Source organism: Rhodoferax sp. (assembly GCF_028689305.1).
In the GTDB taxonomy this organism is placed as follows: domain Bacteria; phylum Pseudomonadota; class Gammaproteobacteria; order Burkholderiales; family Burkholderiaceae_C; genus Rhodoferax.
Window position 1 is genome coordinate 1 of record NZ_JAQTWM010000004.1, and the last position, 13703, is coordinate 13703.

14 protein-coding genes and 1 tRNA gene are annotated in these 13703 nt (G+C 54.2%); all 15 read left to right on the plus strand.

Going from position 1 to position 13703, the window contains the following annotated elements; genetic code table 11:
• On the plus strand, positions 1-690 hold a 690-nt coding region (locus tag PHW99_RS01500; protein ID WP_300173070.1), incomplete at its 5' end, for an ABC transporter substrate-binding protein.
• A 136-nt stretch (positions 691-826) separates the two neighbouring features.
• On the plus strand, positions 827-1093 hold the full coding sequence (rpsO, locus tag PHW99_RS01505) for a 30S ribosomal protein S15 (protein WP_300173072.1): 267 nt from the start codon (positions 827-829) through the stop codon (positions 1091-1093).
• Positions 1094-1314: 221 nt separating this feature from the next.
• Positions 1315-3438, plus strand: coding sequence for a polyribonucleotide nucleotidyltransferase (pnp, locus tag PHW99_RS01510; RefSeq protein WP_300173073.1), 2124 nt, complete (start codon positions 1315-1317; stop codon positions 3436-3438).
• 60 nt (positions 3439-3498) lie between these two features.
• The gene (locus tag PHW99_RS01515; RefSeq protein WP_300173074.1) at positions 3499-4494 is read left to right on the plus strand and encodes an NAD(P)H-quinone oxidoreductase; all 996 of its coding nucleotides are present in this window, start codon (positions 3499-3501) and stop codon (positions 4492-4494) included.
• Complete coding sequence (gene tpiA / locus PHW99_RS01520) at positions 4491-5234, plus strand: triose-phosphate isomerase (protein WP_300173076.1); 744 nt, start codon at positions 4491-4493, stop codon at positions 5232-5234. Before PHW99_RS01515 ends, tpiA begins: the two co-directional genes overlap by 4 nt.
• Positions 5235-5270: 36 nt before the next feature.
• Positions 5271-5624 carry a preprotein translocase subunit SecG gene (secG, locus tag PHW99_RS01525; RefSeq protein ID WP_300173078.1) on the plus strand — a complete coding sequence of 118 codons (354 nt, stop codon included), beginning with the start codon at positions 5271-5273 and terminating at the stop codon, positions 5622-5624.
• A gap of 117 nt (positions 5625-5741) precedes the next feature.
• Positions 5742-5826: transfer RNA gene (locus PHW99_RS01530), tRNA-Leu, on the plus strand.
• A gap of 61 nt (positions 5827-5887) precedes the next feature.
• Complete coding sequence (locus tag PHW99_RS01535) at positions 5888-6247, plus strand: NADH-quinone oxidoreductase subunit A (RefSeq protein WP_300173248.1); 360 nt, start codon at positions 5888-5890, stop codon at positions 6245-6247.
• Between the two features lie 13 nt (positions 6248-6260).
• Complete coding sequence (locus tag PHW99_RS01540; RefSeq protein WP_300173080.1) at positions 6261-6740, plus strand: NADH-quinone oxidoreductase subunit B family protein; 480 nt, start codon at positions 6261-6263, stop codon at positions 6738-6740.
• Positions 6741-6750: 10 nt separating this feature from the next.
• On the plus strand, positions 6751-7368 hold the full coding sequence (locus PHW99_RS01545; RefSeq protein ID WP_300173082.1) for an NADH-quinone oxidoreductase subunit C: 618 nt from the start codon (positions 6751-6753) through the stop codon (positions 7366-7368).
• A gap of 3 nt (positions 7369-7371) precedes the next feature.
• Entirely contained in the window at positions 7372-8625 is a 1254-nt protein-coding gene (locus PHW99_RS01550; RefSeq protein WP_300173085.1) for an NADH-quinone oxidoreductase subunit D, read from the plus strand.
• Positions 8622-9113 carry an NADH-quinone oxidoreductase subunit NuoE gene (gene nuoE / locus PHW99_RS01555; protein ID WP_300173088.1) on the plus strand — a complete coding sequence of 164 codons (492 nt, stop codon included), beginning with the start codon at positions 8622-8624 and terminating at the stop codon, positions 9111-9113. Before PHW99_RS01550 ends, nuoE begins: the two co-directional genes overlap by 4 nt.
• The gene (gene nuoF, locus PHW99_RS01560) at positions 9110-10462 is read left to right on the plus strand and encodes an NADH-quinone oxidoreductase subunit NuoF (protein ID WP_300173091.1); all 1353 of its coding nucleotides are present in this window, start codon (positions 9110-9112) and stop codon (positions 10460-10462) included. Before nuoE ends, nuoF begins: the two co-directional genes overlap by 4 nt.
• 11 nt (positions 10463-10473) lie before the next feature.
• The gene (gene nuoG / locus PHW99_RS01565) at positions 10474-12612 is read left to right on the plus strand and encodes an NADH-quinone oxidoreductase subunit NuoG (RefSeq protein WP_300173094.1); all 2139 of its coding nucleotides are present in this window, start codon (positions 10474-10476) and stop codon (positions 12610-12612) included.
• Positions 12609-13691 carry an NADH-quinone oxidoreductase subunit NuoH gene (gene nuoH, locus PHW99_RS01570; protein ID WP_300173097.1) on the plus strand — a complete coding sequence of 361 codons (1083 nt, stop codon included), beginning with the start codon at positions 12609-12611 and terminating at the stop codon, positions 13689-13691. Before nuoG ends, nuoH begins: the two co-directional genes overlap by 4 nt.
• The last annotated feature ends 12 nt before the right edge of the window (positions 13692-13703 follow it).

Below are 13703 nucleotides of genomic sequence, written 5' to 3' on the forward strand. Positions count from 1 at the left end.
GTGGCGCGTGAGGCGCGCCGCCAGTTGAACGCTTTGCGCCCGGATGTGCGCATTGTGGGTGACGAATTGCATGCCATTGGCCGAGTCAAGGATTTTCTGCCTTATGCGACCAAGATCAAGGCCAGTGGTGCGCAGGCAGTGATCACCGGCAACTGGGGCAATGACCTGACTTTGCTGGTCAAGGCAGCGAAGGATGTGGGATTCGATGGCAAGTTTTATACCTTCTACGGCAATGCTCTGGGGGCACCTGCTGCCATTGGGGATGCCGGTATCGGCAAGGTCGTGGCGGTGGCTGATTGGTTGCCCAATGTGGCAACGCCGCAAAGTGAGGCGTTTTACCGGGCGTTTCGCCAGCGTTTCCCGAACCCGGCGGACGACTATGTCCACCTGCGCATGCAACTGATGGTGCAAGCCCTGGTGCAGGCGGTGGAGGCGGCGGGGACGATTGATTCTGTCGCTGTGGCGAACCAGTTGGAGCGGGCTGAGGTGTCTTTTTATGCCCAAAATGGGGTGATGCGTCCTGCCGATCACCAGTTTCAGCAGACGCTGGTGGTCGGATTGATGGATCGCCAGGGCACGCCCGGGGTCAAGTTTGATGTGGAAGGTTCGGGTTATGGCTTTCGGGTGATCAAGACCATCAGGGCGCAAGAGGCGCAGTTGCCCAGCACCTGCCGGATGCAGCGTCCCTGAGTGGCTTGGGGTTTTTGTTGTGGTTGGGGCAAGGCGGCAGGTCCGGCTATAATCACCGGCTCTGCATGGTTTGCAGATTCGCACGTCAGGGGCCGTTCCAGCGTCTGACGCAAGTTGTATATATCGAGGAAATAACATGATTGCATCCAGTATCAAAGCCGCTGTCGTTAAAGACAACGCACGTTCTGCCAACGACACCGGTAGCCCGGAAGTTCAGGTGGCCCTGTTGACGGCCCGTATCAACGAGCTGACCCCCCACTTCAAGACCCACGCCAAAGACCACCACGGTCGTCGCGGTCTGCTGCGCATGGTGAGCCGTCGTCGTAAGCTGCTGGACTACCTCAAGAGCAAGGATGCAGACCGCTACGTGGCCCTGATCACTAAATTGGGTCTGCGCAAGTAATCGGTTAGCAAGAATGACGAACGCCTGAGTTAGGTCACTAGCTCAGGCGTTTTTTACTTCGGAGATGGCAAAAACGGAGCGAAGCTGTGTCATTCCAAAGCCTGGCGAATCTTTTGGGATTGCCGGGCTCTGGAATGGCATCGTGGCCTGTTGTGTCTGATCCGGGCTTGGGTGAGGTGGCCTGCACCTCCCGCACCAATCTCTACATTCAGGAGAAATTCATGACGATGTTCAATAAAGTAAGCAAGACCTTCCAATGGGGTCAACACACGGTCACCATGGAAACCGGCGAAATCGCCCGTCAATCCAGTGGCGCTGTCATGCTGGATATGGACGGCACCGTGGTGCTGGCCACGGTGGTGGCCAAATCCGAAGGCAAAGCAGGGCAGGATTTTTTCCCGCTGACGGTGGATTACCTCGAAAAATCCTATGCCGCAGGCAAGATTCCTGGCAGCTTCTTCAAGCGCGAAGGCCGCCCCAGCGAGTATGAGACGCTGACCAGCCGTCTGATTGATCGCCCGATCCGTCCGTTGTTTCCCGAAGGCTTCTTCAATGAAGTGCATGTGGTGGTGCATACCCTGTCGCTCAATCCTGAAGTGGATGCCGACATCGCTGCCATGATTGCGGTCAGTGCAGCTCTCTCGGTCAGTGGTGTGCCGTTCAGTGGCCCGATTGGTGCAGCCCGTGTGGGTTACATCAATGGTGAATACGTCTTGAATCCCGGACAGACACAGCGCAAAAACAGCCAGATGGATCTGGTGGTGGCGGGTACGGAGTCCGCGGTGCTGATGGTGGAATCCGAGGCCGAGCAATTGCCTGAGGATGTCATGTTGGGGGCGGTGATGTTTGGCCACGAGCAAGGCAACATTGCCATCAACGCCATTCACGATCTGGTACGTGATGCCGGTAAACCAGTCTGGGACTGGAAGGCGCCAGCGAAGGACGAAGCCCTGATTGCCAAGGTGGAAGCCCTGGCCAATGACAAGTTGCGCGCCGCTTACCAGATTCGCAACAAGCAGTTGCGTACTCAGGCTTGCCGTACCGCTTATGCTGATGTGATGGCCGGTTTGAAAGCTGACGGTACTGAGTTTGACGGCGTCAAAGTCGAAGGCATGTTGTTTGATATTGAAGCCCGCCTGGTGCGGGGTCAGATCCTGGCTGGTGAGCCCCGCATCGACGGTCGCGACACCCGCACCGTGCGCCCCATCGAGATTCGCAACGGCGTGCTGCCCCGTACCCATGGCTCCGCCCTGTTCACCCGCGGTGAGACCCAGGCCCTGGTGGTCACCACCCTGGGTACCGAGCGCGATGCCCAGCGTATCGACGCCCTGAGCGGCGACTACGAAGACCGCTTCATGCTGCACTACAACATGCCTCCCTTCGCCACCGGCGAAACCGGCCGCGTGGGCACGCCCAAGCGCCGCGAAATCGGTCACGGTCGCCTGGCCAAGCGTGCCCTGGTGGCCTGCTTGCCGAGCAAGGAAGACTTCCCCTACACCATGCGTGTGGTGTCGGAAATCACCGAATCCAATGGCTCCTCGTCGATGGCTTCGGTCTGCGGCGGCTGCCTGTCCCTGATGGATGCCGGCGTGCCGATGAAGGCGCACGTGGCCGGTATCGCCATGGGCCTGATCAAGGAAGACAACCGTTTCGCCGTGCTGACCGACATCCTGGGTGACGAAGACCACCTGGGTGACATGGATTTCAAGGTCGCCGGTACCACCAACGGCATCACCGCGCTGCAGATGGACATCAAGATTCAAGGCATCACCAAGGAAATCATGCAAGTGGCGTTGGCACAGGCCAAGGAAGCGCGCATGCACATCCTGGGCAAGATGCAAGAAGCGATGAGCGAGGCCAAGACCGAGGTGTCCAACTTCGCGCCCCGCCTGTTCACGATGAAGATCAACCCCGAGAAGATCCGTGACGTGATCGGCAAGGGCGGCGCCGTGATCCGCGCGCTGACCGAAGAGACCGGCACCCAGATCGACATCCAGGAAGATGGCACCATCACGATTGCCTCTGCAGATCCAGCCAAGGCGGAGGAAGCCAAAAAGCGTATCGAAGCCATCACTGCTGAGGTGGAAATCGGAAAAGTCTATGAAGGTCCGGTCACCAAGATTCTCGACTTTGGTGCACTGGTCAACCTGTTGCCAGGCAAGGATGGTTTGCTGCACATCAGTCAGATTGCCCATGAGCGCGTCGAAAAAGTCACCGACTACCTGTCTGAAGGACAAATCATCAAGGTCAAGGTCATGGAAACCGATGAAAAAGGCCGTATCAAGTTGTCGATGAAAGCCTTGATGGAACGCCCAGCCCAGACGGGTTCGGAAAATCGTTCCTGATCGCTGTTAATTTGATAGCTGTCTGCGCATATTTCATACGGGCTACAGGCCAAAATGTTGATGAAGGCGGTTGAAATCACGGCGGTTGGGGCGCCTGACGTGTTGCGTTTGTGTGAACGACCCATGCCAGTGCCAGGTGTCGGGGAGTTGCTCATTCGTGTGCAGGCCAGTGGCGTCAATCGGCCGGATGTGCTTCAGCGTCTGGGGCGTTACCCGGTGCCGCCTGGCGTCTCGGATCTTCCCGGGCTGGAAGTGGCCGGTGTGATTGCGCAGGGCGATGAGGCGGAATTGGCGCTGGCAGGTCTTCGCCTGGGTGATCGGGTTTGTGCCTTGGTGGCGGGCGGGGGTTATGCGCAGTATTGTGTGGCGCCAGTGGCCCAGTGTCTGCCGGTGCCTGCTGGATTGAGTGACGTTGAGGCAGCCAGTCTGCCGGAGACCTTCTTCACGGTCTGGAGCAATCTGATGGACCGGGCGCATTTGCAGGCCGGTGAAACCTTGTTGGTGCAAGGTGGTGCCAGCGGCATCGGCGTCACTGCCATCCAGTTGGCCAAGGCCATGGGTGTGCGGGTGTTTGTGACGGCTGGCAGTGATGAAAAATGTGCAGCTTGTCTGGCGCTGGGGGCTGATGCCGCCATCAACTACAAAACGCAGGATTTTCAGGCCGAGGTGCTGCGCCTGACTGACGGGCAAGGTGTAGACGTCATTTTGGACATGGTGGCTGGCAGTTATGTTGCCAGGGAAGTGCAGAGCCTGAAGGATGATGGTCGCTTGGTGATCATCGCGGTGCAGGGTGGGGTACAAAGTGAAATCAACGCGGGACTGGTGCTGCGCCGACGCCTGACGGTGACGGGTTCTACGCTGCGTCCACGTCCGGTGGCGTTCAAGGCAGCCATTGCCCAGGCCTGTTTCAAGACGGTCTGGCCTTTGCTTGAATCAGGGCGAATCAAACCCGTGATTCACGGCACATTTGCGGCAGTTGATGCCGCCAGGGCACACGCCTTGATGGAATCCAGTCAGCACGTGGGCAAAATTGTTTTGACTTGGGGAAACGCATGAAGAGAAAACTCATTGCTGGCAATTGGAAGATGAATGGCAGCCTGGCTGCCAACGAACAGCTTCTCAAGGCCATTCTGGCGGGGTTAGGTCAACCGGTTTGTCAGGTGGCCGTTGGTGTGCCAGCCATCTATTTATCGCAGTGCCAGACACTGTTGGCTGGCAGCGCCATTGAGTTGGGCGCACAAGATATCTCGGCTCATGAGAGTGGGGCTTATACCGGTGAAATTTCGGGCGTCATGCTGAAGGAATTCGGTGTGCGTTATGTCATTGCGGGGCATTCCGAGCGCCGTCAGTACCATGGCGAAACCGACGAGCTGGTGGCAGCCAAGGTGCAACGTGCTCTGGGCTGTGGCATTACGCCGATTGTGTGTGTGGGGGAGACACTGGCTGAACGTGAAGCCGGCAAAACTGACGAGGTGGTCAAACGCCAACTGGCTGCTGTGATCCATGCCAACGGGCACTGCATCAGCGAAATTGTGGTGGCGTATGAGCCGGTGTGGGCGATTGGTACTGGCAAGACCGCCACACCTGATCAGGCACAGCAAGTGCACGCTGTGCTGCGTGCTCAGCTCAAGGCGGCTTCTGCCAATGCGGATCGCATCCAGATTTTGTATGGTGGCAGCATGAATGCCGCCAATGCCAGTGCCTTGCTGGCACAGCCTGACATCAATGGTGGCTTGATTGGTGGTGCCGCATTGAAAGCCCAGGATTTTTTAACAATTATTGCCGCTGCTGCTTGAAAAGGCCTGAGCGGCTACTGAATTAGGAGTGAGATGATGAACGTTTTGATGACCATTTTGTTGGCGGTACAAATGATTGCTGCTGTAGCGATGGTGGGGCTGATCCTGGTCCAGCATGGCAAAGGTGCGGATATGGGGGCTGCTTTCGGCAGTGGTGGTTCTGGCAGCTTGTTTGGAGCCAGTGGCAGTGCCAACTTCTTGTCGCGTACCACGGCGGTGTTGGCAACGATCTTTTTTGTCAGCACGCTGATGCTGGCCTATTTCGGAGCAGCTCGGCCTGCTCCTAGTTCGAATAGTGTTCTCGAAAATGCTGCTGTGGTGCCGTCGGCACCAGCCGCCGTGGCGCCGGCAGCACCCGCCTCTGGTGCAGCGCAAATTCCTTCGAAATAATTGCGTCACGAAATGCCCTATTTCCGCAGGGAAGTTGGGGATTTCAGGGTAAACTCTAGGTCACCTTGACAAGCATGTATCAATACAAGCATGTTGCTTGCCAAGGTGATCAAAACAGCCGTCGTGGTGAAATTGGTAGACACGCTATCTTGAGGTGGTAGTGGCGAAAGCTGTGCGAGTTCGAGTCTCGCCGACGGCACCAAGCAAAAATATCTTTGATACAGATCAATGTGTCAAAGGCGCAGATAAACCAAACTCGTATGATGAACCTTGATCAATATCTGCCAGTTCTTCTGTTTATCTTGGTCGGCATCGCGGTTGGCATTATTCCGCAGGTGATTGGCTATGTTCTGGGGCCAAATCGCCCGGATCCTGCAAAAAATTCCCCTTATGAATGTGGCTTCGAGGCATTTGACGATGCTCGGATGAAATTCGACGTCCGTTATTACCTGATGGCCATTTTGTTCATTTTGTTTGATCTGGAAATTGCCTTCTTGGTGCCCTGGGCAGTCGCTCTTAAGGATGTTGGTGTGGTCGGGTTTTGGGAAGTCATGATTTTTCTGGTTATCCTGATTCTGGGTTTCGTGTACATGTGGAAAAAAGGTGCCCTTGATTGGGAATAACCGGGAGCAATGCATGATTGAAGGTGTATTCAAGGAGGGGTTTGTCACCACCAGTTATGACTCGGTGATGAACTGGGCCAAGACGGGTTCGTTGTGGCCCATGACATTCGGCTTGGCTTGTTGTGCGGTGGAGATGATGCATGCTGCGGCCGCTCGTTATGACATCAGTCGTTTTGGTGCGGAGGTGTTTCGTGCCAGTCCGCGCCAGTCAGATTTGATTATTGTGGCTGGCACCTTGTGCAACAAGATGGCGCCGGCGTTTCGCAAGGTTTATGACCAGATGAGTGAGCCGCGTTGGGTGATCTCCATGGGGTCGTGTGCCAATGGAGGTGGTTATTACCACTACAGCTATTCGGTTGTGCGTGGTTGTGATCGCATTGTCCCTGTGGATGTTTATGTCCCGGGTTGCCCGCCCACAGCTGAGGCGCTTCTGTACGGCATCATCCAGTTGCAGACCAAAATTCGCCGTACCCAAACGATTGCACGCACGTAAGAGGAATCCAATGACTTTATATGCTGTAAATCCTCAAGTGCTCAAGACGCAGGTGGATGCTGCGTTGGGTGATCTGGTTCAAAGCAGTGAAATCAGGTTGGGTGAGTTGACAGTGGTGGTTCGTGCCGCTGATTATTTTCAGGCGGCAGGTATTCTGCGTGATCATCCATCCTGCAAATTCGAGCAGATGATGGATTTGTGTGGTGTTGATTACTCTGCCTATAAAACTGGGTCACTTGTTGGGTCGCGTTTTTGTGTGGTGCTGCACTTGTTGTCGGTTAGTCTGAATCAGCGTGTCAGGCTCAAAGTGTTTGCGCCTGATGATGCGGTACCGGTTGTCAGTTCGGTTTGCGATATTTGGAGTTCGGCCAATTGGTTCGAGCGAGAGGCTTTTGACTTGTATGGCATCGTCTTTGAAGGGCATGATGATTTGCGCCGGATTCTGACGGATTATGGTTTTATTGGACATCCCTTCCGCAAGGATTTTCCGTTGTCGGGGCATGTCGAGATGCGTTACGACGAAGAGCAAAAGCGTGTGGTTTATCAGCCAGTCACGATTGAGCCGCGCGAGATCACTCCTCGCATCATCCGCGAAGAGAATTACGGGGGCTTGCATCACGCAGGATGAGTCATGGCTGAAATAAAGAACTACACCCTCAATTTTGGACCGCAGCATCCCGCTGCGCACGGTGTTTTGCGTCTGGTATTGGAGCTCGATGGCGAGGTGATTCAGCGCGCAGACCCGCATATCGGTTTATTGCATCGAGCTACCGAAAAACTGGCCGAAAGCAAAACCTATATCCAGACATTGCCGTACATGGATCGACTGGATTACATGTCGATGATGTGTAACGAGAGCGCCTATTGCCTGGCCATTGAAAAAATGCTGGGCCTGGAGGTGCCGATTCGTGCGCAGTACATCCGGGTCATGTTTTCGGAAATCACACGGATGCTCAACCATCTGTTGTGGGTTGGTGCGCATGCACTGGATTGTGGCGCCATGACGGTCATGCTCTATGCTTTCCGTGAACGTGAAGATCTTTTTGACATGTATGAGGCTGTCAGCGGTGCGCGTATGCACGCTGCTTATTTCCGTCCGGGTGGTGTTTATCGTGACTTGCCAGACACGATGGCACGTCATCAGCCCAACAAGGTTCGCAGTGCGAGATCAATTGAGCAACGTAACCACAACCGCAACGGTAGTCTGCTTGATTTTATTGATGACTTTACCCAACGGTTTCCAACCTATCTGGATGAATATCACACGTTGTTGACAGAAAACCGAATCTGGAAACAGCGTACTGTTGGCATCGGTGTAGTGACACCGGAACGTGCCTTGAATCTGGGCTTCAGCGGTCCGATGTTGCGCGGGTCCGGCGTTGCCTGGGATCTACGTAAACAGCAACCCTACGATGTTTATGATCGACTGGATTTTGATATTCCGGTGGGTAAAACAGGTGACAGCTATGACCGTTATCTGGTGCGCATGGAAGAAATGCGACAGTCCAATCGGATCATCAAGCAATGTGTGGATTGGTTGCGTGCCAATCCAGGGCCAGTGATTACAGATAACCACAAAATTGCGCCACCTGATCGCGAATCCATGAAGACCAACATGGAGGAGCTGATTCACCACTTCAAGTTGTTCACAGAAGGTTTCTGTGTTCCGGAGGGGGAGGCTTATGCCGCCATTGAGCACCCCAAGGGCGAGTTTGGCATTTATTTGATCAGTGATGGTGCAAACAAGCCCTACCGCATGAAGATTCGTCCGCCTGCATTTGTGCATCTGGCTGCACTCAATGAGATGGGCAAGGGTCACATGATTGCTGACGCGGTGGCGATCATTGGCACGATGGACATTGTGTTTGGGGAAGTTGACAGATGATTTCTGAAAAGTCTTTAGTTGCTTTTGCGCAAGAGGTCGCCAAATACCCTGCTGATCAGCGTCAGTCAGCCGTGATGGCTTGTTTGCAAATCGTGCAACAGGAATTGGGGTATGTGAGTGCTGAAAGTGAGCAGTTTGTCGCGGATTACCTTGGTATGGCACCCATTGCCGTGCATGAGGTCACCAGCTTTTACAACATGTACAACCAAAAGCCGGTTGGCAAGTACAAGCTCAATGTCTGCACCAATCTTCCCTGTCAGTTGCGTGATGGCGGCAAAGCCATGGCGCATTTGAAGACGCGGCTGGGTATTGACGCTAATCAGACCACGTCTGATGGGTTGTTCACTTTGCAGGAGTGTGAGTGTCTGGGTGCGTGTGCGGACTCGCCCGTGATGCTGGTTAACGACACGACCATGTGCAGCTTTATGAGTGATGACAAACTGGATCAACTGGTTGATGGTTTGCGGTCTCTGGAGGTGAAATCATGAACGCTGACAGTTTGCTGGCGCAGTTCCAGGCTACCGGTGTTCAGACATGCTTTCATGGTAGGCACATCAATCCTCAGATCTTTGCCGGACTGGATGGCTCCAATTGGCATCTGAAGGACTATGAGGCGCGTGGTGGTTACCAAGCATTGCGCAAGGTGTTGGGACAAGACGGTGGACCGGGTTTGACCCAGGATCAGGTGATTGCTGTCGTCAAGGAGTCTTCATTGCGCGGGCGTGGTGGTGCAGGTTTCCCCACAGGATTGAAGTGGAGTTTCATGCCACGGCAGTTCCCCGGTCAGAAGTATTTGGTTTGTAACTCTGATGAGGGTGAACCTGGTACGTGTAAGGACCGAGACATTATGGAATTCAACCCTCATACCGTGATTGAGGGGATGATCATCGCCGCTTACGCCATGGGCATCACGGTGGGATACAACTATATCCATGGTGAAATATTTCATACGTATCGCCGGTTTGAACAGGCGTTGGGTGAGGCGCGAGCTGCGGGCTTGTTGGGTGACAATATTCTGGGTAGCAATTTCAGTTTCCAGTTGCATGCTGCGCATGGTTTTGGTGCCTACATCTGCGGCGAAGAGACTGGGTTGCTGGAATCGCTGGAAGGCAAAAAGGGCCAGCCTCGTTTCAAGCCGCCATTCCCGGCTAGTTTTGGTCTATATGGCAAGCCAACAACCATCAACAATACCGAAACCTTTGCCGCTGTGCCTTGGATCATTCGCCATGGTGGGCAAGCTTATCTGGAGTGTGGTAAACCAAATAACGGTGGAACCAAGATTTTTTCAGTGAGTGGTGATGTCGAGTTGCCTGGCAATTATGAGGTCCCCATGGGGACCTCATTCGCCAAATTGCTGGAGCTGGCTGGTGGGGTTCGTGCCGGGCGACGACTGAAGGCTGTCATTCCTGGCGGTTCATCTTCACCGGTGTTACCGACGGACATCATCATGGACTGCACCATGGATTACGACTCCATTGCCAAGGCTGGTTCCATGTTGGGTTCAGGTGCTGTGATTGTGATGGACGACTCTCGTTGCATGGTTAAAAGCTTGCAGCGGCTGAGTTATTTTTACATGCATGAGTCTTGTGGACAGTGCACGCCTTGCCGGGAGGGTACCGGGTGGTTGTCGCGCGTGGTGGACCGTATTGAAAACGGACTCGGTCGCGAATCGGACATGGCGCTGTTGAACTCGGTAGCTGAGAATATTCAAGGGCGCACGATTTGTGCTCTTGGTGACGCTGCGGCCATGCCAGTGCGTGCAATGCTCAAGCATTTCATGCATGAATTTGAATACCACGTGGTGCACAAAACCTGCATGGTTCCAGCTTACGTTTGAGCGAGCCCCAGATGATTGAAATTGAACTCGACGGTAAAAAGGTAGCTGTTGCTGCAGGCAGTACGGTGATGCATGCGGCAGAAAAATCGGGTACTTATATTCCGCATTTTTGTTACCACAAGAAGCTTAGCATCGCGGCGAATTGCCGCATGTGTTTGGTTGATATTGAAAAAATGCCCAAGCCTATGCCGGCTTGTGCGACGTCGGTTACCCAGGGGATGGTGGTGCATACCAAAACCGATAAGGCGATCAAGGCTCAGCAGTCCGTTATGGAATTCCTGCTGATCAATCACCCGCTGGATTGCCCCATCTGCGACCAAGGAGGGGAATGCCAGTTGCAGGATCTGGCTGTCGGTTATGGGGGTTCAGTTTCTCGTTATGAGGAAGAAAAACGGGTTGTTCATCCGAAAGAAGTTGGCCCTCTGATCTCCATGCAGGAAATGAGCCGCTGTATTCACTGCACGCGGTGTGTTCGTTTTGGGCAGGAGATTGCCGGCGTCATGGAATTGGGCATGGCGCATCGGGGTGAGCACTCGGAGATTGAGTCGTTTGTTGGTCACACCGTGGATTCCGAGTTGTCGGGGAACATGATTGATGTTTGCCCTGTGGGTGCCCTGACAAGCAAGCCATTCCGCTACAGCGCACGGACCTGGGAGATGTCACGCCGCAAGTCCGTCAGCCCTCATGACTCTACGGGTGCAAATCTGATTGTTCAGGTCAAGAACAACAAAGTCATGCGTGTTCTTCCGTTGGAGAATGAAGCGGTGAATGAGTGCTGGATTGCCGATCGTGATCGCTTCTCTTATGAAGCGCTCAATGGCAGCGAGCGCTTGACTTCGCCCATGCTGAAGCAGGGCGGAGAGTGGCAAAACGTGGATTGGCAAACAGCTTTGGAGTATGTTGCCAATGGTCTCAAGCAGATCAGTGCCCAGCACTCACCCAAGAGCATTGGTACGTTGGTCAGTCCGCATTGCACGTTGGAAGAGTTACACCTGGCTGTCAAATTGACACGGGGCTTGGGCAGCGATAACGTTGATTACCGCTTGCGCAACGCTGAATTCCCTGCTTTCGAAGGTATTCGTTATCTGGGACGTTCAATAGCGGCTCTTTCAGAATTGCAGAGCGTTTTGGTGGTCGGTTCTGAGTTGCGCAAAGATCATCCTTTGTTTGCGCAGCGCATTCGGCAGGCGGCACGAAAAGGCTGTGTTATCAACGCAATTTCTGCACGCTCCATCGATTGGGCCATGCCTGTGGTCAACAGAGTAGTTGTTGAACCAGCGCAATGGCCGCAGGCTGTGGCTGACGTGGCTGTGGCTGTGGCTGCCATAAAGGGTGTTGCGGCACCTGTGAGTGGTGAGGCTACTGCGGTGGCACAGGCTATTGCCGAGAATCTGCTGGGTGGGGGTGAACGCAAGGCAATCCTGCTAGGTAATGGTGCGGCCCATCATGCAGCTGCGTCAAGTCTTCTGGCTATTGCAAACTGGATTGCCCGGGAAACTGGCGCAAACGTGGGTTATCTGACAGAGGCAGCCAATACGGTGGGTGCTCAACTGGTGAAGGCTTTACCTGGTGCAGCAGGTCTACACGCCGGACAAATGCTGGATGGTGCTGCCAAAGCGATTCTGCTGCTCAATACCGAACCCGAATTTGACTCTGCTGCCGGTCCAACTGTGGTCGGCGCCTTGGACAAGGCAGAGATGGTTGTGACCTTGAGTCCGTTCAAGGCCAATATGGCCTTCAGTGACGTTCTGTTGCCAATTGCGCCGTTCACAGAAACGTCCGGCACTTTTGTGAATGCTGAAGGACGTGCTCAGGATTTCCATGCGGTGGTTAAGCCCCTGGGAGAAACCAGGCCAGCCTGGAAAGTGTTGCGCGTGCTGGCCAATTTGCTGGAAATACCTGGGTTTGAATTTGCCTCATCCGAGGAGGTTCGCCGTGACATTGCTGGATTGAGTGCGGCAGATGCCGTCTTTGTCGATGCTTCTTTGTTGGGCAATGAGACGAAGGCGCCCATAGACACGGTGAGTCGTTCTGGAGCGCCAGCTGTCGCCGGCATCTATGCGCTGGACGGCATTGTGCGGCGTGCTGGTAGTTTGCAACTGACAGCTGATGCCAAGCTTGTGGCGGGTGCCTCGGAGGTGGCAGCATGATTGACACAATTTTTAATTGGGGTGCGGGGCTGGTGAATGCTACCTGGTGGACGGGTGTGGCATGGCCGGTGTTGTGGATATTGATCAAGATTGTGGTGCTCGTTGCTCCGCTGATGGGAGCGGTCGCTTATTTGACACTGTGGGAGCGCAAGTTCATCAGTTGGATTCAAATTCGTATTGGTCCCAACCGGGTCGGCCCGATGGGTTTGTTGCAGCCCATTGCAGATGCGTTGAAACTTCTTGCCAAGGAGGTTTTGACACCTGCGGCAGCCAACAGGGGGCTGTTTTTTCTTGCCCCTATTTTGACCATCATGCCGGCCTTGGCGGCTTGGGCTGTGGTGCCGTTCGGACCTGAGGTGGCTTTGGCAAATGTCAATGCAGGCCTTTTGTTTGTCATGGCCATTGCATCGCTGGAAATCTATGGCGTTGTGATTGCCGGGTGGTCTTCCAATTCGAAATACCCGTTTTTGGCTGCGCTGCGTGCTTCGGCGCAAATGGTGAGTTATGAGCTTGCCATGGGTTTTTGCTTGATTGTTGTCATGATGGTTTCGGCCAGCATGAACATGACGGATATCGTTGTGGGACAAGGAAAAGGGCAGTTTGCACATATGGGATTGAATTTCCTTTCTTGGAACTGGCTGCCCTTGTTGCCTATTTTTGTGATCTATTTCGTTTCGGGTTTGGCAGAGACAAACCGCCATCCGTTTGACGTGGTGGAGGGAGAGTCGGAAATTGTCGCTGGCCACATGGTTGAGTACTCTGGCATGTCCTATGCCATGTTTTATCTGGCTGAATATGCCAACATGTGGCTGATTTCCATTCTGACGAGTGTCCTGTTTTTGGGAGGATGGCTGTCACCCATCGATAGTGCGCTGTTCAACTGGATACCGGGTTGGGTCTGGTTAGGGTTGAAGACCTTTTTCGTGGTTACCCTTTTTATCTGGGTTCGGGCTACATTTCCGCGCTACCGCTATGACCAGATCATGCGTCTGGGATGGAAGATTTTTATTCCCGTTACCCTTCTCTGGTTGGTCGTTATTGCAGTCTGGATGCAGACACCCTGGAACATCTGGAACTAATTAGAGCCTGTC

Coding starts and splice junctions, on each gene's coding strand:
- rpsO (WP_300173072.1), top strand. CDS start 827: ATGATTGCATCCAGTATCAAAGCCGCTGTCGTTAAAGACAACGCACGT.
- pnp (WP_300173073.1), top strand. CDS start 1,315: ATGACGATGTTCAATAAAGTAAGCAAGACCTTCCAATGGGGTCAACAC.
- PHW99_RS01515 (WP_300173074.1), top strand. CDS start 3,499: ATGAAGGCGGTTGAAATCACGGCGGTTGGGGCGCCTGACGTGTTGCGT.
- tpiA (WP_300173076.1), top strand. CDS start 4,491: ATGAAGAGAAAACTCATTGCTGGCAATTGGAAGATGAATGGCAGCCTG.
- secG (WP_300173078.1), top strand. CDS start 5,271: ATGAACGTTTTGATGACCATTTTGTTGGCGGTACAAATGATTGCTGCT.
- PHW99_RS01535 (WP_300173248.1), top strand. CDS start 5,888: ATGAACCTTGATCAATATCTGCCAGTTCTTCTGTTTATCTTGGTCGGC.
- PHW99_RS01540 (WP_300173080.1), top strand. CDS start 6,261: ATGATTGAAGGTGTATTCAAGGAGGGGTTTGTCACCACCAGTTATGAC.
- PHW99_RS01545 (WP_300173082.1), top strand. CDS start 6,751: ATGACTTTATATGCTGTAAATCCTCAAGTGCTCAAGACGCAGGTGGAT.
- PHW99_RS01550 (WP_300173085.1), top strand. CDS start 7,372: ATGGCTGAAATAAAGAACTACACCCTCAATTTTGGACCGCAGCATCCC.
- nuoE (WP_300173088.1), top strand. CDS start 8,622: ATGATTTCTGAAAAGTCTTTAGTTGCTTTTGCGCAAGAGGTCGCCAAA.
- nuoF (WP_300173091.1), top strand. CDS start 9,110: ATGAACGCTGACAGTTTGCTGGCGCAGTTCCAGGCTACCGGTGTTCAG.
- nuoG (WP_300173094.1), top strand. CDS start 10,474: ATGATTGAAATTGAACTCGACGGTAAAAAGGTAGCTGTTGCTGCAGGC.
- nuoH (WP_300173097.1), top strand. CDS start 12,609: ATGATTGACACAATTTTTAATTGGGGTGCGGGGCTGGTGAATGCTACC.